We start from the raw sequence: 22,912 nt of genomic DNA on the forward strand, positions 1-22,912 counted from the left end.
GCATGGAAGCCGAATCTCAGGCGCGGCCGGCTATCGGCATCCGGAGCAGATCCGGCTCGCGCAAAATCTGCGCCGTCATCGCCAAAGCCGCCTGCAGCAGTGCGATATCCGCCTGCGGATTCGGCCGCCAGCCGCAAGGACACGCATGATCGCCACGATGAGCATCGCTCACTTCCCTATAGACCGAGCCGAGCGCCTCGGCCGTCATTCTCAGGACAGCCATCGGCGGCAAGCGGCTTCCGTGCAGCACATCACAGAAAGCCGCCATGAGTGCCTGGCGCAATTCCTCATCATAAAAACGCCCGTCCTCCGGCGATGTGTCATGCAGCACGACATCCAACCCTTCCTTCGCGTGGCACGTCGGACTGCACTCTGTCCGAAGCGTCGACCAAGCCGACGGCCAGAAGATCGACCAGCCGCTGCATGCGTCGCGACAGCGCATCATAGGCAAGGGAACTCACATTGGCCGGGCCCTTGACGAAGGCATAGGCACATTGCAGTTCCAGCCTCGTCGCCCCGGTCCGCAACAACTCCTCGACGATCAGCCGATCCGTCTGTCCCACAATCGTCGCCACGTCGCGCTCACAAATGACGCTCATATCGATCCTCGATCTGGACCCGGGCGCGACCCGATCGCAAGGCATCAGCTCGCGGACAGGATTCTCGCCGGGCAATATCCGTAAAAAATTGCGCCTGATGTAACAGCTGAATTATTCGGGTTCAGCGAAAAATTCAGAGCCACTCCAGCCTAAAGCTCAAATAATTCCAAATTTAAAATCTCTGATGGTTAAAATGAGGAGAAAAATTGGCGGGGATACGATCATATTCTTGTAACTTAGAATGTTCGATACGCGTTTTGCCGACCAATGCTTCCATCATTCCGTCGGCTTCACACATAGAGGGCAAATCGCCGTTCTGCAAGTCACATCCGCAGTAAAATACATAGAACTATTCGAATATCATAACTTGTTATTTCTCTAATCTTCTCGATAAGTATCGCTGCCCGCTGCAATGCCGATCACCGCCCCATTGGAAACAGGCCGATGATCGTGGCGTGATGGGTCACGCTGTCGCTGCAGTCAGGCGATACCCGCCCCACCCGGCCGGCCGGCGGCAGCCCGGACCCCGCGCCCTCCCCGCATTGCGTGACCTGGAAAGGACGGGCGCGATCCCTACGGGAGCTTGCCCCCTTGCGCCGGCGGGCTGCGCATCTTGAGCACGGTCTCCCAGCGCGCCGGCTGCAAACGCTGCGGCGGCAGCCCCCGCAGGATGAGATCGAGATCGTCGAGCACCATCTCGCCGATCGCCTCCATGGCGGCGGGCGTTCCGCCGGCGCGATGGGGCGAGAGGAGCAACCGGCTTTGGCGCACGGGGTCGCCGGCTGCGATCGGCTCATCCGGAAATACATCTGTTGCCGCTCGAAAATGCCCTGCGTTGGCAAGGTCGGTAAAGGCGTCAAAGTCCACGACGCCCGCGCGGCTGCCGAGCACGACGATACTCCCGGGCGCAATGCGTTCGAGCGCGGCGCGCCCTAAAAACCCCTGATTGTCAGAGGTCACGCCTGCCAGAATGAAGATGAACCGCGAGGTGGACAGCACCGTGTCGAGATCGGCGGGGCGGACCTGCTCGGCGCGAAGCGCCCCGCCTGGCAGCCAGGGATCATAGACCTGGATGTCGGCCGCGAAGCCGGCGAGCATGCGGCGCAAGGCCCGCCCGATATTGCCATAGCCGATCAGTCCGACCCGCGCCTCGCTGAGGAGAACCGCGTCCTGATTGCCGGCAAGGCCGTAGCGCTCGGTGCCGGCACGCACCGCGCCATCAGCGGCCGTGATCCCGCGGGCGAGATCGAGCGCCAGCGCCAGCACCATTTCCGCCACCGGCACGGCAAAGGCCGGCGCAATCGACAGCACCGCGATACCGCGCGTGAGACAGGCGTGGTAATCAATGTTCTGATAGAAATTGCCCTCGACATTCAGGACGGCCCTGAGCTTTGCAGCGCGTTCGACGCGCGCGGCCGGCAGGGGCGTCTGCCCGATGATGGCGACGGCCTCGGGAAGCATCGCCTCGATGAGGCCATCGTCCATGGGTGCGTGCTCGCTCTGGACGACCTCGGCCATCGCCGTGAGCCGCTCCCATTGGGCCGCGTTGAAGATGCGCTCCCGCTGCCGCGGATGGGGATCGAGAAGCACCACCGGCTTTGTCACTGCATATCCCTCCCTGCCTGTTCTTGCTGTCGGCCTGATCGTTGCGCGGTCGTCTCACACGCGCGGAACGGTCGCCCAGGTGCCGCTTGCGGTCGAGGCAAGGCACGCCTCGATGAAGGCAAGCCCTTCAGCGCCATCCGCGGCTGTCGGTGCCATGCGGGCGTAATCCTCCGGCTCACGGCCGGCCCGGCGGGCCGCGACGAGCGACGCAAAGTCGCGATAGATATTGGCGAAGGCCTCGAAGAAGGCCTCCGGATGCCCCGGCGGCAAACGCGCGGCCTGACGGCTGTAGGGATGCAGGGTCGGCAGGCCCCGTGTGCGCAGCTCCGCCGGCCTGGCATTGCGCATGATGCGCAGTTCATTGGCGCTGGCCTGCGCCCAGGCCAGGCCCCCCTCCTCGCCATAGGCCTCCAGCGTCAGGGCGTTCTCGGCACCCGTCGCCGCCTTGGTCACGAACATCACGCCGCGCGCACCGCCCTCCAGCCGCAGGATGACCGAGGCGGTGTCGTGGGCCACACGCCCGGGAATGACCGCGCCGACATCGGCCAGCACGGCCTCGACCCGCCGACCCGTCACGAAGGTCAGCATCTGATGGGCATGGGTGCCGATGTCGCCGAGCACGTGGCTCAGCCCGCCGCGGGTGGGGTCGAGGCGCCAGCGCAGACGATCGGTGATCGCCTCCGGGTTGCCCTCGACATGCGAGCCGAGCGATCCCTGCACATAATTCGCCTGTACCAGGCGCAGCGTCCCGAGTTCACCAGCCGCGACCGCGCTCTTCGCCTCGCGCAGCATGGGATAGCCGGAGTAATTGTGGGTGAGGCAGAAGACGAGCCCGCGCGCGCGGGCCTTGGCGACCAGGGCGCAGGCTGAAGCGAGGTCATTCGTCAGAGGCTTGTCGCAGATCACATCGAGACCGGCGTCCAGGGCCATCTCGGCATAGGCCTGATGGCTGTCGTTCGGCGTCATGATGGCAACGGCGTCGATGCCGTCCGGTCGTTCCGCCTCCGCCGCGAGCATGGTTTGAACGTCGCTGTAGCCGCGTGACAGGCCAAGCGCCTCGGCCTCCTTGAGCGCGCGCTCGGGATGCGAGGACAGGACCCCGGCCACGAGCTCAAAACCGTCGTCGAGGCGGGCCGCAATCCGGTGCACGGGTCCGATCAGGGACGCGCCGCCGCCGCCAATGAGCCCAAGGCGCAGACGACGACCCAACAGTTCAATGACGGAGATCATGGCGACGCCTCCTGCCCCCTGGATGAGAAACGTGCTCGATCCCGACATGCGGAGCGGCACCTTCGTTTCGCGCAGGATGAAGCATCGCGCGCGACTTACAAAGCCCCTGCCGGCAAAAACCCGCATCTAGACGTCCGGCTGGCGCAAGGCCGATGTGACGCGGGACGCGCCGCCGCCGTGATGCAGATTTCGCGGGACCACCCGAATGACGTTTGCCACGCTAATGCTTGCCTTTTACGCATACACTTACAAATTGTATGCCTTCTCTGAAATGACCGCTTTCTCAGGATTTTTCTCATTCGAGGCTGCGGCATCATGCCTGCGACGTTAGATCCGGCGGGCCGACCACATTGAAGATTGACGATGGATACATACATTACGCATACAGATCGCCTGTCATAGCCGGTCCGCGAGTATCGAGGAGAAGCGCGATGTCCGAGAGCGCGGTGTCGAAGAATGAGCAGTGGCCGCCACTGCCACCCATGAGAACAGGACTGCGTGGGCGCTGTCCGCGTTGCGGACAGGGCCATCTGTTCAAGGGCTTCCTGACCCTGGCGCCGGAATGCGAGGTCTGCGGGCTCGACTATCAATTCGCCGACCCCGCCGATGGGCCGGCCTTCTTCGTCATGATGTTCGTCTGTATCCCGGCTGTTCTGTTCGGGCTCTGGATCGAAACGGCCTACGAGGCGCCCTGGTGGGTCCATCTGTTCACGACCCTGCCGGTGCTGCTCCTCTTCTCAATCCTCCCGCTCCGGCCCTTGAAGGGCTGGCTGGTCGCAAGCCAGTTCTTCTTCAAGGCGGAGGAAGGCCGGCTCGCCCGGCCGGAGGACGATCCGCCGGCCAAGGCCGCCCCCCAATCAGGCAGCCACTGAGCTCGTGGTGAAGGGGTCAAGGCGGCTCGCGCCGCCCGGCCTCACCGCGTCACGGCCAGCACGCTCTCCGCCTCATCGGCGATCACCTGCTCCTCGTCCGTCGGAATCACGAAGGCCGAGACAGGGCTCGTGGCGGCGCTGATGCAAGCGGCATTGGCGGCATTGGCCTCTGCATCGAGCGCCAGTCCAAGCCAGGCAAGACGATCGGCAACGGCGGCACGCACCCGCGGCTGGTTTTCGCCGACGCCCGCGGTGAACACGATCGCATCGAGCCCGCCCAGGGTCGCCGCAAGCCGGGCGATTTCCCCGGCGATCCGGAAGGCGAAAACATCCAGCGCTTCGCGCGCCTCCGGGCGGTCGCTCGCCAGGAGCTCGCGGCTGTCGGCGCTGATCCCGGACATGCCGAGAAGGCCGGACTTGTTGTAGAGGATATCGCTGACCTCGGCCTCGCTGCGCCGCCCGCCCTCCAGAAGATAGAGGATCACGCCCGGATCGAGCTGACCGCAGCGCGTCGCCATCGGGATGCCGTCGAGGGTGGAGAACCCCATGCTCGTATCGCGACTGACGCCACAGTCGAGCGCGCAGAGGCTCGCCCCGCTGCCGAGATGGGCGGCGACGACCTTCCCGCGGGCGACAGCCGGCGCGCGACGCGCCAATTCCCCGGCGATGAACGCATAGGACAGGCCGTGGAAGCCGTAGCGCTTAACGCCCTCGTCATGCAGCGCCCGTGGCAGGGCGAAGCGGCGCACCACATCGCTCTGCGTGCGGTGGAAAGCCGTATCGAAGGAGGCTGTCTGCGGCAGGTCGGGATGCAAATCGCGGATGGCGCGGATCAACCGCACGCATTGCGGCTGATGAAGCGGCGCGAGCGGCGTCAAGGCGGCGATCCGGGCAATGGCCGCCTCATCGAGTGAGACGGCCCCGGCGAAGACGTCGCCGCCGTGGACCACGCGATGGCCGACCGCGGTCACAGCCCCCATGTCGAAATGCCCTGCCAGCCAGCCGAAGGTCTCGCCGAGCACCTCCTGCAGCGCGCCGTCCGGTGACGCGGCCAACGTCACGTCTGCCGTGGCCGGCCCTTCGGTGAGGTGGAAGGTGAGTGGCTTGCGGCGAAAATCGATGGTCCCCTTGCCGATCCGCTCGCAGCGGCCGCCGGCGCGTCTGAACAGACCGATTTTCACGGTCGAGGAGCCGGCATTGAACGTCAGCAACAACGCGTCGCTCATCGGAGGGGCCTCTTCACCAGCGCCCGGCGCGCGGCCACCAGCTTGGCCAGCGCAGCGGAAGCGATGCGCACCTTGAGCGAATCCGAGCGGCTCGTGAGAATGATGGGCACCCGGGCGCCAAGCACGAGCCCCGCCGCATCCGCACCGCCGAAATAGATGAGTTGCTTGGCCAGCATGTTGCCGGCCTCAAGGTCCGGCACCAGCAGGATATCGGCCTGCCCGGCGACGGGAGAGACGATGCCCTTCGTGCGGGCGGCTTCCAGGTTGATGGCGTTGTCGAAAGCGAGCGGCCCGTCGACGCGGGCGCCGACGATCTGCCCCCGCGCAGCCATCACGGTCAGCGCCGCCGCATCGAGCGTCGACGGCATGGCCGCATTCACCGTTTCAACGGCTGCCAGCACCGCGACCAGCGGCTCGGCAATGCCCAGGGTCACGAGAAGGTCCACCGCGTTCTGGCAGATGTCCCGCTTGTGCTCGAGGGTCGGCTGGATGTTGATCGCCGCATCGGTCACGATCAGCGGCTTGCCGTAGGCCGGGACGTCCATGGCATAGACATGGCTGATGCGCCGTTCCGTGCGCAGGCCGGAATTCGGATGGACGACGGCGCCGAGCAGTTCATCCGTATGGAGACTGCCTTTCATCAAGGCTGCCACCTTGCCGGCTACCGCCAGTTCCACCGCGCGGGCAGCGGCGGCATGGCTGTGCTCCACCGGCTCGATCGTCAGCCCGTCCAGCGATAGCCCGGCCGCGGCCGCGACCGCGCGGATCTTCGCCTCCGGCCCGACCAGCAGCGGATCGAGCAGGCCCTCGTCGCGGACTTCGATCGCCGCCTTGAGCGCCTCCGGTGAGCAGGGATGCACGATCGCGGTGCGCAGCGGCGGCAAATCCCGCGCCTGCTGCACGAAGGATTCGTAGCGATCATGGTGGCGCAGGGTGACATCCGGCAATCGGGTCGGCGCCCAGCTGATCGACGCCTCTGGCGCGATCACGGTCGCGGTGCCGGTCAACACATCCTCGCCCTTCTGATTGGTGCAGCGGGTGTCGAGCAGGACGATGCGCTTCTCCGCGCGCTTCTCCAGCACCGTCGCCGTGACGGTGATCGTGTCGCCGGGCGCCACCGGCTTGCGAAAGCTGAGATCCTGATCGAGATAGATGGTACCCGGTCCCGGCAGCTTTGTGCCGAGCAGCGCGGAGACGAGGGCGCCGGTCCACATGCCGTGCGCCACGATATGACCGAAGAGATCGGAGGCCGCGAAGCGCGTGTCGAGATGGGCCGGATTGACGTCGCCCGAAACGACAGCGAACAGATCGATATCGTCGCGGTTGACAACGCGGGTCAGCGATGCGCTCTCCCCCACCGTCAGTTCGTCGAAGGTCCGGTTCCTGAGCATGGTATCGTTCACGGCCGCCTCACCTTTGCAGGACATAGGTGCCCGGGGCGGCACCCAGCGGTCTGTAACCCTTGTCCACCGCCCCGATGGCCGGCGGCGCGACGCGCTCCGGCGCGGAGTGGCGCGCGAGCCAATCCGCCCAGGCGAGCCACCACGAGCCCTCCTGGCTCTCCGACACCTCTGCCCATTCGTCGGCGCTCAGGCAGACGTCCGTCGCCATCTTCTCGGCCGAGCGGAAGCGGCGGCGTGGACGACCGGGCTCGCTGACGATGCCCGCATTGTGGCCACCGCTCGTCAAGACGAACGTCACATCGGTGTCGGTGAGATAGTGGATCTTGTAGACTGAGTGCCAGGGCGCCACATGGTCGCGTTCGGTGCCCACCGCGAACATGGGCGCGCGAATATTCTGCAAGGCGGCCGGCCGGCCGTCCACTATGAAGCGGCCGGCTGCGAGCTCATTGTCGAGATAGAGCCGCTGCAGATATTCCGCATGCATGCGATAGGGCATGCGCGTGGAATCCGCATTCCAGGCCATCAGATCGATCATCGGCGCCCGTTCACCCATCAGGTAGTCGTGCACCAGCCGTGACCAGATGAGATCGCTGGAGCGCAGCAGCTGGAACGCCCCCGCCATCTGGTCCGCAGCGAGAAAACCGCGGTTCCACATCATGCTGTCGAGGAAATGCACCTGGCTGTGGTCGATGAACAGCGCAAGCTCGCCGGGCTCGCTGAAATCCGTCTGCGCCGCGAGCAGCGTCACGGATGCAAGACGATCATCGCCCGCACGGGCCATGGCCGCGGCGGCGATCGCCAAGAGCGTGCCGCCAAGACAGTAGCCGGTCGCATGGATCTTTGCGTCCGGGACGATCGCATTGACGGCATCGAGTGCCGCCATGACCCCCATCCGGCGATAGTCGTCGAGCCCGAGATCACGATCGCCCGCATCCGGGTTGCGCCAGGACAGGCAGAACACCGTATGGCCCCGATCCACGAGATAGCGGATGAGGGAGTTATGGGGCGAGAGATCGAGGATGTAATATTTCATGATCCATGCCGGTACGATCAGCACCGGCTCGGCGAAGACGTCGCCCGTCGCGGGCTTGTACTGGATCAACTCGATCAGGTGGTTGCGGAACACGACCTCGCCCGGCGTGACCGCAACATCGCGTCCCACCACAAAATTCTCTGTGCCGGCGGCAGGCTGCCCCGTCCCGATACGCCCGATATCGTCGAGCCAGTTCCTGTAGCCTTCCGCGAAATTCATGCCCGCGGTCTGCCAGAACTTGGCGATCACTTCCGGATTGGTGAAAATATTGTTGGAAGGCGACAGCACATCGAGAAGCTGCCGCGCCGAAAATGACACGACATCCTCGTGGTGCGGGGAAACGCCCGGCACGTCGCGGGTCACGTTGTGCCACCATTGCTGATTGAGCAGGAAGGCCTGGACGAGGAAGCTGAAGGGCGGCTTCTGCCAGGCGTCGCCCGTGAAGCGGTTATCACCTGGCAAAGGCGCGATGCAGGGGGGTGTCTCAGGCACGTGGCTGGCGATGGCAAGATAGCCGGCAAAGCGGTTGGCTTTGCGCATGGCCTTGGTCAGCAGCTCCGCCTGCTTGCCCGGCGCATGCGCCAGGTGGATCGACCAGTCGAACAGGGCGAGCGCCATGGCCGCCGGCGACAAGCCCCCCGTCAGCTGCGCCGTGAGGGCCTCACGCATGCGGTCGACCGCCTTGAACACCTCATCTTCGCCGCCATCGGGCCGATGAGGCGCGCGGGTCATGGCGGAGGAGGCGGGAGCGGCGGGCCGCGCCCGCGTTTGCGGAGGCATTGGGGGCGGCACCTGGGGTGACACCTGGGGTGACACCGGGAACGGCATGACATGGCCTGAATGTGTCACAGGCGCATCGACGACACCAGCACGCGGCACTTTCCTCAAGATACCATCCTTCTCCACGGCGAAGACCATCGGCGACATAAAGCCACCCGGCCTCGCGACTAGACCTGCTCCGGCATTTTACCGTAGCGCGCCAGCCTCCCATAGGCTTGATCTGCATCAATCCATCCCGGTCCATTGGCTTAAACCGGGAAAACGTCCGAGATTTGGGCGGCATAGTCACCTATCGGCAACTGCCATCCCGCCATCATGATCTTCTCAGAACACGACGTTGGTGTCGAACAATAAGGGATAGATCCTGCAAACCGCAGGGAGGAGGCGCTTCGAAGCGTCTGATGGCTATGCATGATCTCAACCTGACCCATGTCGAGATGTCTTTTCCGGGCCTGCCGCCGCGCCTGTCACATGCCTGTCGTGGATCGCAGAGCACATAGATCCCTTCAACTGCACGTCAGAATCTGATCGGTTTCACCATGCTACGCTTTCTGGCTGTGCGAACGGCTCGCGCCATTCTCACGCTGTTCATCTGTGTTTCGGCCGTCTTCGTCACCTTACGCCTGGCGGGCGACCCTGCTGAAATCATGCTTTCCGTTGATACGCCCCCTGACGTGCGCGCCTATTACAGCCAATTGTGGGGTCTCGATCAGCCGATATACGATCAGTACATCCGCTACGTCACAAGCGCGTTGCGCGGTGATTTCGGGATATCCTTCGCCGACGAGCGACCCGCCTTCGATGCGGTGGTCGAAGCCTTGCCGAATACCGCGCTGCTCGGCTCCGCCGCACTGCTGCTTGCCCTCGCCATCGGCCTGCCGCTCGGCATCCTTGCGGCCCTCAAGCACAACAGCGCCATCGACAGGCTGGCGATGGCCTCGGCGGTCTTCGGTTATGCCGTGCCGGTGTTCTTCCTCGGCATCCTGCTGATCCTGCTCTTTGCGCTGAAACTGAGGGTATTGCCCTCCGCCGGATCGGACAGCCTCGTGCATCTCATCCTTCCGGTCGTCACCCTCGGGCTGCCGCTCGCGGGACGTCTGGCGCGTTTTGCGCGCACATCGACGCTGGAGGTGCTCGGCAAGCCCTTCATCCGCGCGGCGCGCGGACGCGGGGTGATGCCCATCGGCGTCATCCTGCGTCACGCGCTCCCCAACGCGTCCGTGCCGCTCCTGATGTTCCTCGGCATCGAGATCGGCAATATCCTTGCCGGCAGCGCGGTCGTGGAGACCATCTTCGCCTGGCCGGGCGTCGGCCGTCTTCTCGTCGATTCCGTCGCCACCCGCGACCTGCCCGTGGTGCAGGCCGTCATCATCACCATCACGCTGATCATGGTGTCGGCCAACCTCCTCGTCGATGTCCTGCATATCCTGATCGATCCGCGTCTCGGCGGCTTCGGCCGCGCCTCGGGAGCGCATGCGTGATGGCAACGCTCGAGACACCTGCACCGGCGCAAGGCCGATCGGCATCGCTCGGCATGTCGCCGGTCGTCGTCATTTCGACGGCCTTCCTGTTCTTCATGGTGTGCGTTGCGGTGTTCGCCGAGTGGCTGGCCCCGGCCCATTTCACGACGCAGAACCTTGCTGCGCGCCTGCGTCCGCCGATGACAGTGCAGGGCGATTTCACCTATTATCTCGGCACCGACCAATTGGGCCGCGACATCCTGAGCCGGCTCATATACGCCATCCGCACGTCCATCCTGATCGCCGTGCTCGGCACCCTCATAGGCGCCGTTGTCGGCACCCTGCTCGGCTTCGTTGCGGCGCGATTGCGGGGCCTGCCCGATCAGGCGATCATGATGCTGGTCGACACGCAGGCCGCGATCCCGGCGCTCCTGCTGGCCCTGACGATGCTCGCCTTCTTCGGCAATAATGTTGTCCTCTTCATCATCCTCGTCAGCCTTGACGGATGGGAGAAGTACACGCGGCTCGCCCGCGGGCTCGTGGTCTCCGAACAGACCAGCGACTACATCAACGCCGTCGAGGCGCTCGGCGCGCGCTCGGGCCGCGTCATCCTCAAGCACCTTCTGCCGAACATCGTCGCGGCGCTCGTGGTGCAGGCGACCTTGAACTTCCCCGGCACCATCCTCCTGGAAACCTCCCTCTCGTTCCTCGGCCTCGGGGTCCAGCCGCCGGGCACGTCGCTCGGCCTGATGCTGGGCGAAGGCCGGCGTTACCTGCTCAACGCCTGGTGGATCGCGGTCTTCCCGGGATGCGCCATCTTCCTGACGACGCTCGCCATGAGCCTCTTCGGCGACTGGCTGCGCGACCGTCTCGATCCGACCGTCGACCGAGGATGAACGCGATGGCCTTTGACTGGACAGCACCTTCAGCCAGCCCGCTCGTCATCGCCCATCGCGGCGGCGCGCTGCTCGCGACCGAGAATACCGCAGCCGCCTTCAGCGCCGCCCGCGGCGCCGGGGCGCATGCCATCGAAACCGATGTGCGCCGCACGGCGGATGGGGCGCTGGTCTGCGTCCATGACGCGGATCTCATGCGTCTCGCCGGCGACCCGCGCAGCGTCAGCGCGCTGACCTTCCAGGAGCTGCGGGCCAGCCTTCCCGAGGTGATGATGCTGGATGAAGCCCTCACCGCCTCCGAGACGATGGGCGTCCTGCTCGATGTGAAGACCACCGACAGTGCGATCCTCGCCCCCATCATGGCGGTCCTCGCCGAGGGCGAGGCGATCGAGCGCACCATGCTCGGGCTGCGTGAGCTGTCGCTGATCGAAGCCGCCCGGATGCGTTCGGAGGCAGTCAATATCCTGGCCTTCCTCGAAGACTGCGACGCGGCGCGGGAGGCGTGCGACGCGGGTGCCAACTGGTTCCGTCTATGGGAAGGCGATGCGACCGGGCAACGCGCCGAAGCCGTGCGGGCGGCCGGTCTCCATCTCGCAGTGATGGTCGGCCAGCCGCGCGCGCAGCCGCTGCCGGACGAGTACCCGCCCTTCCCGGTGGGCCATATCGATGCCGCGGGGCTGGCCGCCCTCGCAGCCATCCGGCCGGATGCCATCCTTCTCGACGACCCCCGGCTCGTCCCCAATCTCCAAGTTTCCGGTCTCCAAGTTCCGCAACGCGAAGTTCCAAACTCCAGGGCCCGACGCGGCGGGAGCGACCGCTTCAAGAGCAGTCCCCTGTCGCCCCCCGCTCTGCATGACCCCACGTGATGGCTGCCCATGATGACCGCATGGGCCGGCCGGCGCGGATCGTTTATCCACCTCAAAGGAGCTGATCATGGTTACGTTCTCACGCCGCCACATTCTCGGAGGTGCGGCTGCCGCCCCCTTCCTGATGGGGGCAACGCGCGGCTTTGCGGCCGCCGGTGACCGCCCCAATTTCACGATCGCCGTCGCCGATCTGCCGGCGACGCTCGAGCCGGCGCGCGAGCTCTCCAATGTCGGCACCCGCGTCACCTATTCGATTTTCGACACGCTGATCCGTCGTGACTTCCTGGGGTCGCCCGACGGCGGCGGCTCGGAGCTGAAGCCGCATCTCGCCACCAAATGGGAGCGCGTGTCGCCGTCGGAGCTCATCGTGACGCTCCGCCAGGGCGTGAAGTTCCACAACGGCGATGAGCTCACCGCCGACGATGTGGCCTATACCTTCCGCGATGGGCGGCTGTGGGGCGACAAGGCCCAGATCCCCAGTGGCAAGCCCTATTTCGGCGTCCTCTCCGGCGTCGAGCCCATCGACCGCTACACCGTCCGTTTCCGCACCAAGGTACCGGATGTCCTGCTCGAGCAGCGCCTCGCCTCCTGGTGCGCCTGGATCGTCAACAAGCGCGCCTATGAGGAAATGGGCTTTGAAGCCTATTCCAAGAAGCCCGTCGCGACCGGCCCCTACCGGGTCGTCAGCCATAGCGCGTCGGAAGCAACCGTGCTCGACGCCTTCGACGACTATTTCATGGGGCGTCCGACGGCCAAGCGCGTCACCTTCAAGCGCGTCCCGGAACTCGCTGCCCGCGTCGCCGGGCTAGTGGCGGGCGACTATGATCTCATCACCAACATCCCGCCGGATCAGATGAACGTGGTGGGTGACTACAAGGACATCGACGTGCGCTCGGTGGTGCTCGCCAATGTCCATGTCATCGCCTTCAACGAGAGTGACAAGCTGTTGTCCGACAAGCGCGTCCGCCAGGCACTCGCATCGTCGATCAATCGCCAGCAGCTCGTCGACAGCCTCTGGCAGGGAACGGCTGTCGTGCCGGCAAGCCACAACTTCCCCGAATACGGCCAGATGTTTGTCGAGGGCCGCAAGCTTCCCTTCGACCCGGTGAAGGCAAAGGCGCTCCTCAAGGAAGCAGGCTACAACGGCGAGCCGATCGTCTATCGCACCCAGGCGAATTACTACACGAACGCGCTTGAAGCCGGCCAGATCCTGATAGAGCAGTGGAAGGCCGTCGGTATCAACGCTTCGCTGCAGGTGGTGGAGAATTCCACCCAGCTGCGCGGTCCCGGCGCCCAGATCTTCAACTGGTCGAATTCGACGCGCCTGCCTGATCCGCTCGGCGCCATTTGGGTGGCCTGGGGGCCCGACGGCGAGATCCAGAGCCAGCATTTCTGGAAATCCACTGATGCCTTCAACAAGGCGGGCCGCGCCCTGGAAGCGGAGACCGATCCCGCCAAGCGCAAGGCTCTCTTCACCGAGATGCTGGACATCTGGGAGGACGAGGCGCCAGCGACCATCCTCTACCAGCCAAGCGAGGCCTATGCGATCAAGAAGTCGATCGCCTGGCGCCCGACAACCTTCTACTTCATGGATCTTCGGCCAGACAACCTGTCCTTCGGCAAGGTGTGAGGGCGAGCTCCTTCCGATAAGCGAAAAGGCGGCTCACGCCGCCTTTTCTGTATCATCCTCTCCGCAGGTCGCAGGAGACGTGACCGGCGTCGAGAGCCAATCAGGCTTGCACGGAATCGTCGGACGCCACCCAAGCCAGCGTGGGAACCCGTGGCAGACGAACCTGCTCTGGACCCGGGTTTGTCTCGACCGAGTGCTTGTCTCGACCCCGTGTTTGCCTAGACCCAGTATTTGCCTAGACTCAGTGTTTGCCTAGACCCAAGCCTCGTACGAGGTCGCGCCCGTGCCGATGGTGGCGATCTCCACATCATCCAGATCAAACCGGTCCAGGGCCGGAATCTGGCCGTCGTCAGCCTCAGGATCGGTCGCCAATATGTCTGGGTCTAGCAGAATGTCGTGGCTCATGCCGACGGCAGCAGTCCCGTCACCGTCCTGATCAAGCACGAGCGCGGTTCGCTCCTCGCTGCTGCCAGGCTCAGGAGACGCCGGCAGTATGTACAAATCGTCTGACGGAATGTCCACGGAGCGGGTGGACCGCGCAGACACCGTCGCATGGTCGTGCGCGGGTGCCGTCGCGGGGGTCAAAGCGGCTATTTGTTCATTGTTGAGAGTAGGCACGTTGTAGAATTCGCGATCCGGCTGACCATCCGGCCAGCGATAGCCGAGGACCCGCGAGGCCGGGAAGGCTTCGACAGTCACCGCATCGTGCTGGTTGCCACCCAGGAGCAGGAGGTCCCCGGTCTCGGTCTTTCCGACGAGAAACCCCGCATGCCCTTTCCAGGAGGTGGGCGATTCACGCCAGAGCACGACCACGCAACCGACGGCCGGCTCGTCGAGGGTCACCGGCAGATTAAGCCATTTGCGTGCGACTTGCCCCGTTTCGACGGTCTCTTCTCCGGAGCTCCGCAGGATGTGATCCATGAAGGCACCGCACCAGGGCGTCTCGTCGTCACGGAACGGTGCTCCCATGTCCTGCCACCAATCGACGATGGCTTGATTATGCGTCGGCCCCGGGATCTCGCGCATGCCGACATGGCTGCGCGCAAGCGTCAACCATTTTGCTTCTCTGGCCATGTTATCATCTCCAAGCCAATTTGATTATTTGCTTTATACTTGATTCCAATCAAGTAAAACGGAATATACCGATGGCGAAATGCGACAACAATGAAATAAGACAGAGAAGTATGGTATAATGCGCGCACCTCATAAAGACTTATAAATATAATATATATTTCGATTTTTAGAAGATTACCGAGATGTCGCGCGATTTTTGGCGTTCGATTTCCGGCCCTCGCTGGCCTTCCCCCGAGGGACGCATGACGGCCTCTTAACGCGCGGAGGCAGGGTATCGCGACAGCGCGCAAGGCGCGTTTCGCCCGAGAGGCCCCTCTCCGCGCGGGGACGATTCGGACGTCTCAGTCACCCTTCAACTGCACCGCGCCATCGCGTCGATTGCAGAGGTAGCGCTGCTCCGGCGATGCGGGTTTATAGGTCGCAGGGTCAATACGCCTGAGCGTAAGCTCAACACTATCGTCGGGCTTGAAGCGTGCCCGAATGTATTCGAGCTTCATCGATCCATCGGTCGCTTCAAAGAGATGCGTGCCCGAGGTTGCGATATAGTCGTCCAACAGATTGTAGGCGAAGAAACGTACAACTGCCGCGACGGGAGGCCCTTGCTTGCCCTTGTCGTCCTGGCATTTGGCGAAGTCGATCACGATGGACGGCAAGGCCCCACGCGCCAGGGCGGCGCGTAACTCCTCATTCCCCATCTCCGATGCTTGCGCCGACGTCCAGAGAACCGCGCCTGGCCCGACAAGCGCATTCACCAGACCAAACCACCACGCCCGCCGCATCAGCGCCCCCCAACGAACGATGTTGAGGGATGATCTTATGAACGATGCGACTTTGGCGCGGAGATCTGATCCTTCTTCATGGCGATCGACGCCGATGGCACATGAAGCCTGGGCGGCTTATCAATGCCCCCCGCCGAGGATGAAACGCCGACCGGCGTGCGCCACCATGTCGACATGCTGGGCAAAACGTCCATCGCCGGCTGAATGCCGCGTGACCTGGGGCTCGTCTGCGGCAGGCCGCGCGAGATTGCGGCCCTGCATCGTCGGCGCAGGCGCGATGCCGATGAGCCCGAGCACGGTCGGGGCGATATCGATGATTCCGGCCGGCGCCGCCGTCTGGCCGCCACGGCCTTCCGCAGTCTCCGCACCGACGATCAATACGGTATTGAGCTCATGCGGGTTGATGCCGCCATGCATGCCGCCGCCGAGCGGAACATCGCCGGGCGTCATGATGCCGAGCCCCGGCAATCCGAACGGGTCCTTGGAGAGGTCGGAGCGCAAGATGAACATAAGGTCGGGCTGGCGCATATGCCCATTGCCGATGAGGTCGAGCGACAGCGTGCCCGCAATCTCCCCCTCCACGTCGTTCCGCGCCCGGGAAAACACGTGGCCGACATCGGGCTGTTCCATCAGCCAGCGTGCCAGGCGGCCGACTGTCGCCGCATCGCCGTCACGCAAGCGGATCTCGCCGCTGATGCCGCCTGTCACGGTCAACGCGGCCTCGCTGATGTCGCGCCCCAGATTGACCTTGAAGCCGGCGGCAGCCGCATCCGCGAAGAGCGGTCGCACCGCCCCTGTCGAGATCTGGCCGTGGTCGGACGCCACGATGACGGCGATGCGATCGCGATCCGGCTGGCTCTCCACCCAGTCGAGGATAGCGCCCAGGCCGCGGTCCGCCTCGGCGAGGCCCGCCTTCGCTTCCGGCGACCCGAGGCCCTTGTAGTGGAACGTCGTGTCCGGCTCGTTGAACCACACGATCGCGACGTCGGGCGCGAGCTTCGGCAGCACGTAGTCCACCATCAGCGTGGCTGCGTAGCGCAGCTCGTCGAGCCGTGGCAGCTCCCGCTTCGGCAGGGGCCCGACATGCGCGATCGCCTCCGTCACCGCTTCGGGCGTCTGGGTGCCTTCCACGCCATGCATGGAAAAGGTCCAGTGGCCATTGGTGCGGGCACGCGGATTGATGAAATGCGTGGCCCCCGCCGATCCCGTATGCACGACCGCCAACCGCTTGCCGGCTTTTGCCAGGACGTCACCCAGGGTGTCGACCTCGACCATCCGGCCGCCGTGGTAGGCCTCGGCGCGGCGGATATGGTCGATATCTCCGGTCATGAAGATAGCGTCCGGCAGCGCCTCGCGGTGGTAGAACGCGTTGCCGACGATGCCGTGCACGGTCGGCGGCGCGCCGGTCGCAATCGACGTCGTTGCCACGCGCGTGACCGAAGGAAAGACGCTGCGGGCCTCGCGGAACCAGGTACCGCGGGCTGCGACCCGCAGGATATTCGGCGTCAGCTCCGGCGTCACCAGATCCGGACGCAGGCCATCAAACACTGTCACGATCACCCGGTCGACGGCCGGCTTGCTATCTTCAACCATTACGATGTCCTCGAAAGCGATAATCACACCGCGCCACGGCGGACGCCATCGCGTTATGCAGCGGCGGACCGGGCTGAGACCGCCGGAACGAGGTGGCAGGCCGCCAATCGCCCCTCGGCGACAGGCCGCAGCGGCGGTACCTCGCTTCGACATATGGCGGTGGCACGCGGGCAGCGCGGATGAAAAGCGCAGCCCGCCGGCCGATCGACCGGATTCGGCGGATCACCTGCCAGCACGATGCGCTTGCGATCACGCTGCCCGACGGTTGGGATCGCCGAGACGAGCGCCTCGGTATAGGGGTGGGCCGGCGTGTGGAAGAGATCGTCCGGCGCCCCCTGTTCGACGATCCGGCCGAGATACATCACCGCGACCTCGTCGGCGATCTGCCGCACGACCTTGAGATCATGGCTGATGAAGAGATAGGCCATACCGAAACGCCCCTGCAGATCCTGCAGGAGATTGATGACCTGGGCCGCGACGGAGACATCGAGGGCCGAGATCGGCTCGTCGCAGACCACAAGCTCTGGGTCGAGCACGAGGGCGCGCGCGAGGACGACGCGCTGGCGCTGCCCGCCCGACAGCTCGTGCGGATAGCGCTCGAACATCGCCGCACGCAGGCCAACGGCATCGAACAGGGCGAGCGCCCGCTCGCGGGGCGTCTGCGGACCGCCCTTCAGCCCGTGGATGATCAGCGGCTCGATGACCTGCTCACCGACGGTCAGACGCCGATCCAGCGCCGCCAGCGGGTCCTGATGAACCATCTGCATGCGGCGCCGCATGGCGCGCCAATGGCTGTCGCGCGTCGCCGATACCGGCTCCCCGGCAAAGGTGATGCGGCCGCGGCTGGCCGGCTGAAGCCCCAGGACCAGCTTCGCGGTGGTCGACTTGCCGCAGCCGGATTCCCCGACGACTCCAAGCGTCCGCCCCGCATCGAGCGTGAAATTGACACCATCGACGGCATGCAGCCAGTGCGTCTCGCCGCGCTTGCCGGTGACCCGGTACCGGCATGCCAGATCCCGGACATTCAACAGGGGGGTCACGCCGACAACTCCCGCTGGCGATCGCGATTCGGCCAGTCCAGATCCTGCACCACCGGATCATGCCGGCCGGCCTCACGGGCGGCCTGTCGTTGCCATTCGCCCATCAGGGCGTCGAGCCGCCGGCATGCCGAAAGATGACCCGTCCCGGCGGGCTGCAGCACGGGAATGCCGTTGCCGCAGTGCGCCTCCGCATAGGCACAGCGCGGCGCGAAGGCGCATCCGGGCGGCATTGCGTCCGGCGAGGGCACCGTGCCGCCGACCGGCGTCAGCCGCACGCGCGGTCCCTCCAGAGAGGGAAGCGCGGCCAGAAGTCCCCGCGTATAGGGATGGCGCGGAGAGCCGAGCAGATCCTGCGTCGCGGCCGTCTCCACGACGCGCCCGGCATACATCACGGCCACGCGGTCGCAGAGATCGGCAATGACGCCGAGATCATGGGAGATCAGCACGAGCCCCATGCCGGTATCCCGCCGGATATCGCGGATGAGGTCGAGAATCTGCGCCTGGATGGTGGCATCGAGCGCCGTGGTCGGCTCGTCGGCCACCAGCACATCCGGCTCGCCGGCGAGCGCGATGGCGATCATCACACGCTGGTTCATCCCCCCCGACAGCTCATGCGCATGCTGGCGCAGGCGGCGGGGCGCATCGGCGATGCCGACGCGGTCGAGCAGGCGCAACGCTTCCCGCTCTGCCGCCTTGCCGGTGAGCCCGCGATGCAGGCGCAGCGCCTCGCCAATCTGCGTGCCGATGCGCAGGATCGGGTTCAGGCAACTCGTCGGGTCCTGAAAGATCAGGCCGATGCGCCCTCCCCGCACGTCGGCGAGCTCGCGTTCGCTGAAGCCGCTCAGATCCCGGCCATTCAGGAGCACGCGGCCCGTCGTCACCGCGCGCTTGCCGAGAAGGCGCAGCGCCGCAAGCCAGGTAACGCTCTTTCCGCAGCCCGACTCGCCGACAATGCCGAGCGCCTCGCCGCGCTGAAGCGTCAGATCGATGCCATGCACGACGCGCGTCCGGCCGGCGCCCTGCGCGAAGGCGACCGTGAAATCCTCGAGTGACAGCAGCGGGGGCGCCGCACCAGTGGATCCCGGGACGGGATGCAGCAACGGCAAGAACCTCCCCGAGGGAGGCTGTTGGGAAACGGCAGTCATCATCCCCGCATTTGCACGCGGATTGATGACGGCCGCATGACACGGGACTTTCAGCGGTATTCGATGCGGGGATCGATGACCGCATAGAGAATGTCGACGATGAGGCTGATCGCCATGTAGATCACCAGAATAACGACGATGCAGCCCTGGATCAGCGGATAATCGCGCGTGCTGATGGCCTGGATCAGGAGCCGCCCAAGCCCGGGATAGGTGAACACGGCCTCGGTCACCACGGCCCCACCGATGAAATTGGCCACCATCAGGCCAACGATCGTGATGAAGGGCAGCAACGCGTTCTGCATGATGTGATGCCCGACGATCTGACGCTCCGAGACCCCCTTGGCACGGGCGGTGCGGACATAGTCGGCGCGCGCCTCGCTGACGAGCGAGGCCTTGAGAAAGCGCGCCAGAATGCCCGACACATAAAGGCCGAGCGTGAGGCCGGGGAGAATCAGGCTACGCAGGGCCTGGTTGGGATCCTCCCAAAGCGGCACATAGCGCGACGCCGACGGCAGCCAGCGTAGTTCCACCGAGAACAGCAGGATGAGCAGGATGCCGAGCCAGAAGGTCGGCACACCGAGCGCGAGCGCGTTCCAGCCGTTGAGCAGCCTGTCGACCCAGGATCCTTCCTTCACGGCGCCGGTGATCGCCACGGGAATACCGATGACCAGGGCAACCAGAATGGAGACCAGGGCGAGTTGCAGCGTCGCCGGCAGGCGCTCACCGATCAGCTTGGTCACCGGATCGCGGCTGTGCAGCGACTGGCCGAAATCTCCGGTGACCGCATGCGTCAGCCAGTTGAAATACTGCACGGGAATGGGGCGATCGAGCCCGAGCTTGCGTGTCGCGGCGGCGATCTCCTCCGGCGTCGCGTTCTCGCCGACCATCATGCCGACCGGCCCGCCCGGCACGGCGAAGATCATCGCCCAGATGGCGAAGGACGCGATCAGCAGCACCGGGATGAGTTGCGCCAGCCGGCGCAGGATGAAACCCGTCATGGCCCGGCCCTCTCCAGTTCACCGGGCGTCCCGCCCCCCGAACGCGGATCGAGGGCCCGCGACATCTGTTTCCCGATGGTGTCGAAGGACAGAATGGTGAGGGTGAGAACGAGACCCGGCAGCACGGCGTAATAGGGTGCCTCATAGAGGTAGGACTTGCCCGTGCGCAGCATCTCGCCCCAACTCGGCGTCGGTGGCGGAACGCCGACCCCGAGGAAGGCCAGCGCCGCCTCCAGCAGGATGGCGACCGAGGACAGAACGATCACCTGCACCATCAGCGGGCTCAGGATGTTGGGCAGGATGGTCCGGAACATGATGTAGCTCGACGAGCAGCCGAAACCGCGCACCGCCGAGACAAAATCGAGCTGGCGCAAGGTCAGCACCTGGGCGCGGGCGATGCGCGCGAAACTCGGAACGCCGGCGACGCCGACGGCGATCAGAGCCGCCGTCTGGCTCCGCCCGAGCACCGCGATCAGCGCCATGGCCAGCAGGATGTTCGGCAGCGCCAGCAGCACGTCGATGAAGCGCATCAGCACGGTGTCGCGCCAGCCGCCGAAATAGCCGGCGACGAGCCCGATCGGCACGCCGATCAGCGCCGCGATGATGACGGCACCTGCGGCCGTCACCAGCGATGTCCGCGCGCCGAAAATCACCCGCGCCATGATATCGCGCCCGAGCTCGTCGGTGCCGAACCAGTGGCTGCCGGATGGCGGCTTCAGCGAGTCAACGATGTTTTGCGCGAGCGGATCGATCGGCAGGACATTCGCGAAGACCGCCCCGAAGATGACGACGGTGAGGAATCCGAGACTGATGATGAAGCCGAGAGGGGGCAGCGGCCGCCGCCGCCTCTTCGTCAGAACGCCTTCCTGGACAGTCATCGACGGCCCCTCCCCGCCGGCCGGCACCTGCCTGCGCGGCAGTTTGCGTCAACGGGGCGTACCCGGCCATAGCAATGTGAGCGGCTTCTTCGCCGATCCGATGCACAGACAAGCCGAGAGACCGGCAGCTCAACCCCTGTCCGGGCGTCTGCCGTTCTGTCGTCGATATCGTCGGGCCGCGATCGGATGTCGGCGATAGCGGCCCTGCTGCACGGATCCTTCAATAGACGACCTGGACCCATCACCCCCATTACTTGAACCCGATGGTCCGGGCGACGAGGAGGTTGTCCATGTCGGGGGTGATCCCGCCGATCTTGTCCGAGGCGACGATCAGGCCGACTTCATAGGAGTTGGTCGGGATGCCGAAAGACTCATCCACCAGCACCTTGTTGAGGTTGTCATAGGACGCCTTGACGTCGGTGCCCGAACCGAATGTCGTGTCGACCTTGGCAATGGCCGCCACATAATCCGGATGCGGGTGCGGGTCCTTCAGGACCGGGTTCTTCGAGGTGCGATAGATGGAATTCGTCGCGACGCGCGAGGGAAACTTCTGCACATTGCCCACGCCGCCGAAGACGGCGTCGAAATTGCCCTTGAGCAGGGCATCGACGAATTCAGCGCCCTGGCGAATATCGAGGTCGATCTTGATGCCGACCTGGGCAAGCGTCGCCTGAACGACCTGGCTGATGCGCACGGAGGGCTCGTCGCTGCCGTTGACCAGCAGTTTCCAGTCCTGCATCTCGGCCGGCGTGAGCCCGGATTCCTTCAGGAGCGCCTTGGCCTTCTCGAGATCATAGGCGTAGGTCTTGGTATAGGAGGCATCGAAGGCCGGGCTCGCCGGCGCCCATGGCAGGGCGACGACCTGCCCCATGCCGGCATAGCCGACCCGCAGGATGCCGTCGCGATCCATCAGATAGTTGAAGGCCTGCCGGAACTTCTTGTTCCGGAACGGGCCACGTGTCGAATTGATGCGGAAGACCTGGACAAGCTTGCCCGGGCCGTCGAAGACCTGGTAGCCGGCGTTCTTGAGGCGCGCGGCACTGCGCGAGGAACCGTTATAGACCATGTCGATGGCGCCGGATTCGAGCGCCGCCGTTGCAGCGGCATCCTCGCTGAAGATCGTGAAGACGATCTCCTTCGACACCGGCTCGCCCTTGCGCCAGTAATTCGGATTGGCCTTCAGCTTCATGCCCTGGCCGACCGAACGGCTTTCCAGCAGGTAGGGACCCGTGCCCGCCGGCACCGTTTCCACCGTCTCGACGCCCTTCGGGTCGATCGGGATGAGGAATTGCAGAAGGTCCAGGATCTGACGGTCCGGCACCGGATCCTTGAAATTGATGGTGACGGTGCGATCGTCGGGCGCGGTCCAGTCCTTGACGACCGCCATGGTCGAGTAGACGTTCTTGCCGCGGGCCGGATCCGCGCCCTTCGTCAGGGCCGCAATCACACCATCCGCCTTGAACGGCGTGCCGCTGTGGAAGGTCACGCCGTCACGCAAGGTCACCGTGACGGACTTGTTGTCCGGCGCGATTTTCCATGCGGTCGCGAGGCTCGGCACGGGTTTGCCGTCGGCGGTATATTCGATCAGGCTGTCGTAGAGGTTCTTGATGACGTAGAAGTTCACCGTCGACAGCTGCTGCGGATCATAATTGGCGATCTCATCGAGAACGCCGATGCGCAGCGTGCCACCCTTCAACGCCTGGGCGGAGGCCGTCGCCCCCATGGCCAGACCTGCAATGGCGAGGCCTGCCGCAGCACAAACCGCGATGCGAAGCATCCGCAGCCCAAATTTCCTATATGTCATG

General features: G+C 64.9%; 20 protein-coding genes. 5 read left to right on the plus strand and 15 right to left on the minus strand.

Annotated elements, in window-relative coordinates; translation table 11 throughout:
* Positions 1–16 precede the first annotated feature (16 nt).
* The 4 genes from C7450_RS34275 to C7450_RS05005 form a co-directional block, all read right to left on the minus strand.
* A complete protein-coding gene (locus C7450_RS34275; protein ID WP_110373318.1) occupies positions 17–340 on the minus strand; it encodes a hypothetical protein in 324 nt (107 codons plus the stop codon).
* A complete protein-coding gene (locus C7450_RS04995; RefSeq protein ID WP_110373319.1) occupies positions 321–599 on the minus strand; it encodes a hypothetical protein in 279 nt (92 codons plus the stop codon). Before C7450_RS04995 ends, C7450_RS34275 begins: the two co-directional genes overlap by 20 nt.
* Before the next feature lie 573 nt (positions 600–1,172).
* Positions 1,173–2,204 (minus strand): NAD(P)-dependent oxidoreductase, encoded by a 1,032-nt coding sequence (locus tag C7450_RS05000; RefSeq protein WP_210206370.1) that lies wholly within the window; start codon positions 2,202–2,204, stop codon positions 1,173–1,175.
* Between the two features lie 54 nt (positions 2,205–2,258).
* Positions 2,259–3,434, minus strand: coding sequence for a Gfo/Idh/MocA family protein (locus C7450_RS05005; protein ID WP_110373752.1), 1,176 nt, complete (start codon positions 3,432–3,434; stop codon positions 2,259–2,261).
* A gap of 431 nt (positions 3,435–3,865) precedes the next feature.
* On the opposite strand from C7450_RS05005, the gene C7450_RS05010 reads away from it, so the two are divergent.
* The gene (locus C7450_RS05010) at positions 3,866–4,306 is read left to right on the plus strand and encodes a DUF983 domain-containing protein (RefSeq protein ID WP_110373321.1); all 441 of its coding nucleotides are present in this window, start codon (positions 3,866–3,868) and stop codon (positions 4,304–4,306) included.
* 41 nt (positions 4,307–4,347) lie between these two features.
* Here C7450_RS05010 and C7450_RS05015 read toward each other — a convergent pair whose 3' ends face one another.
* Genes C7450_RS05015 through C7450_RS05025 form a run of 3 tightly spaced genes read right to left on the minus strand, consistent with a single transcriptional unit; the run spans position 4,348 to position 8,748 of the window.
* Entirely contained in the window at positions 4,348–5,532 is a 1,185-nt protein-coding gene (locus C7450_RS05015; RefSeq protein ID WP_110373322.1) for an acetate/propionate family kinase, read from the minus strand.
* A complete protein-coding gene (locus C7450_RS05020) occupies positions 5,529–6,959 on the minus strand; it encodes a bifunctional enoyl-CoA hydratase/phosphate acetyltransferase (protein ID WP_110373323.1) in 1,431 nt (476 codons plus the stop codon). The genes C7450_RS05015 and C7450_RS05020 overlap by 4 nt, the downstream gene beginning before the upstream one ends.
* Entirely contained in the window at positions 6,943–8,748 is a 1,806-nt protein-coding gene (locus C7450_RS05025) for a PHA/PHB synthase family protein (RefSeq protein WP_110373753.1), read from the minus strand. Before C7450_RS05025 ends, C7450_RS05020 begins: the two co-directional genes overlap by 17 nt.
* Positions 8,749–9,287: 539 nt before the next feature.
* On the opposite strand from C7450_RS05025, the gene C7450_RS05030 reads away from it, so the two are divergent.
* The 4 genes from C7450_RS05030 (at position 9,288) to C7450_RS05045 (ending at position 13,600) form a co-directional block, all read left to right on the plus strand.
* Positions 9,288–10,229, plus strand: a complete 942-nt coding sequence (locus C7450_RS05030) for an ABC transporter permease (RefSeq protein WP_110373324.1) — start codon at positions 9,288–9,290, stop codon at positions 10,227–10,229.
* Positions 10,229–11,104, plus strand: a complete 876-nt coding sequence (locus C7450_RS05035; RefSeq protein WP_110373325.1) for an ABC transporter permease — start codon at positions 10,229–10,231, stop codon at positions 11,102–11,104. The genes C7450_RS05030 and C7450_RS05035 overlap by 1 nt, the downstream gene beginning before the upstream one ends.
* A gap of 5 nt (positions 11,105–11,109) precedes the next feature.
* The gene (locus C7450_RS05040) at positions 11,110–11,970 is read left to right on the plus strand and encodes a glycerophosphodiester phosphodiesterase (RefSeq protein ID WP_110373326.1); all 861 of its coding nucleotides are present in this window, start codon (positions 11,110–11,112) and stop codon (positions 11,968–11,970) included.
* Between the two features lie 67 nt (positions 11,971–12,037).
* Positions 12,038–13,600, plus strand: a complete 1,563-nt coding sequence (locus C7450_RS05045; protein WP_110373327.1) for an ABC transporter substrate-binding protein — start codon at positions 12,038–12,040, stop codon at positions 13,598–13,600.
* A gap of 252 nt (positions 13,601–13,852) precedes the next feature.
* Here C7450_RS05045 and C7450_RS05050 read toward each other — a convergent pair whose 3' ends face one another.
* From C7450_RS05050 to C7450_RS05085, 8 genes are all read right to left on the minus strand, one after another.
* Complete coding sequence (locus C7450_RS05050) at positions 13,853–14,674, minus strand: TIGR02594 family protein (protein WP_110373328.1); 822 nt, start codon at positions 14,672–14,674, stop codon at positions 13,853–13,855.
* Between the two features lie 341 nt (positions 14,675–15,015).
* Positions 15,016–15,453 (minus strand): VirK family protein, encoded by a 438-nt coding sequence (locus tag C7450_RS05055; protein WP_110373329.1) that lies wholly within the window; start codon positions 15,451–15,453, stop codon positions 15,016–15,018.
* 120 nt (positions 15,454–15,573) lie between these two features.
* Positions 15,574–17,046, minus strand: coding sequence for an alkaline phosphatase family protein (locus tag C7450_RS05060; RefSeq protein WP_170147065.1), 1,473 nt, complete (start codon positions 17,044–17,046; stop codon positions 15,574–15,576).
* Positions 17,047–17,099: 53 nt separating this feature from the next.
* Entirely contained in the window at positions 17,100–18,086 is a 987-nt protein-coding gene (locus tag C7450_RS05065; RefSeq protein ID WP_110373331.1) for an ABC transporter ATP-binding protein, read from the minus strand.
* The gene (locus C7450_RS05070) at positions 18,083–19,186 is read right to left on the minus strand and encodes an ABC transporter ATP-binding protein (protein WP_425351150.1); all 1,104 of its coding nucleotides are present in this window, start codon (positions 19,184–19,186) and stop codon (positions 18,083–18,085) included. The genes C7450_RS05065 and C7450_RS05070 overlap by 4 nt, the downstream gene beginning before the upstream one ends.
* A 95-nt stretch (positions 19,187–19,281) precedes the next feature.
* Complete coding sequence (locus tag C7450_RS05075; RefSeq protein WP_110373332.1) at positions 19,282–20,229, minus strand: ABC transporter permease; 948 nt, start codon at positions 20,227–20,229, stop codon at positions 19,282–19,284.
* Positions 20,226–21,107 (minus strand): ABC transporter permease, encoded by an 882-nt coding sequence (locus C7450_RS05080; protein WP_110373333.1) that lies wholly within the window; start codon positions 21,105–21,107, stop codon positions 20,226–20,228. Before C7450_RS05080 ends, C7450_RS05075 begins: the two co-directional genes overlap by 4 nt.
* 250 nt (positions 21,108–21,357) lie before the next feature.
* Positions 21,358–22,911 (minus strand): ABC transporter substrate-binding protein, encoded by a 1,554-nt coding sequence (locus C7450_RS05085; protein WP_110373755.1) that lies wholly within the window; start codon positions 22,909–22,911, stop codon positions 21,358–21,360.
* Position 22,912: the final 1 nt, after the last annotated feature.

The organism is Chelatococcus asaccharovorans, assembly GCF_003201475.1.
Taxonomy (GTDB): Bacteria; Pseudomonadota; Alphaproteobacteria; order Rhizobiales; family Beijerinckiaceae; genus Chelatococcus; species Chelatococcus asaccharovorans.